This is a genomic window from Paenibacillus sp. VCA1 (assembly GCF_031583795.1).
Taxonomy (GTDB): Bacteria; Bacillota; Bacilli; order Paenibacillales; family Paenibacillaceae; genus Paenibacillus_AQ; species Paenibacillus_AQ albilobatus.
Genome location: NZ_JAVLSX010000038.1, coordinates 1 through 707 on the forward strand (window position 1 = coordinate 1; position 707 = coordinate 707).

The 707-nt window shown below is 49.6% G+C and carries 2 tRNA genes and 2 rRNA genes; all 4 read left to right on the top strand.

Going from position 1 to position 707, the window contains the following annotated elements:
* Nucleotides 1-57, top strand: a 16S ribosomal RNA gene (locus RJP21_RS31000); the annotation flags it as partial.
* Between the two features lie 105 nt (nucleotides 58-162).
* A 5S ribosomal RNA gene (rrf, locus tag RJP21_RS31005) occupies nucleotides 163-279 on the top strand.
* Between the two features lie 38 nt (nucleotides 280-317).
* Nucleotides 318-394: transfer RNA gene (locus RJP21_RS31010), tRNA-Ile, on the top strand.
* A gap of 98 nt (nucleotides 395-492) precedes the next feature.
* Nucleotides 493-568: transfer RNA gene (locus RJP21_RS31015), tRNA-Ala, on the top strand.
* Nucleotides 569-707: the final 139 nt, after the last annotated feature.

Genomic DNA, 707 nt, shown 5'->3' on the forward strand with positions numbered 1-707 from the left:
GGGGTGAAGTCGTAACAAGGTAGCCGTATCGGAAGGTGCGGCTGGATCACCTCCTTTCTATGGAGTACCTCGCTTCTGAGTGAAGCGGTACAAATAAGCAACGGAAGTTGCGAAATCTCACTCGTTGTCAGTTTTGAAAGAGCAAACCTCTTTCGAAATGCGTTTGGTGGCGATGGCGGAGGGGTTCCACGCGTACCCATCCCGAACACGACCGTTAAGCCCTCCAGCGCCGATGGTACTTGGACCGAAGGGTCCTGGGAGAGTAGGACGCCGCCAAGCGCAAGCCCTTATGGGTTTGGTTTTAGAGAATATAATATGGGCCCTTAGCTCAGTTGGTTAGAGCGCACCCCTGATAAGGGTGAGGTCGGTGGTTCGAGTCCACTAGGGCCCACCATATAAATCCCATAACTGAACTTCATGCTTTATACGGGGTCCCCGGAAAGTAATCGGAATCAACTTCGTAGCATGTCGTCACTTTTTGGGGTAAAATTTGGGGCCATAGCTCAGCTGGGAGAGCGCCTGCCTTGCAAGCAGGAGGTCAGCGGTTCGATCCCGCTTGGCTCCACCAATCATGTTTTACATTTGATCCTTGAAAACTAGATACCGAAACGAATTTGCGTTTTAGAAATATCCTTTTAGCTGAACTTGTGTCAACAAGTTTAAGTAAAAGTAGCAGCGAAAGATTCGTGATGGGTGATCCTTTGTGA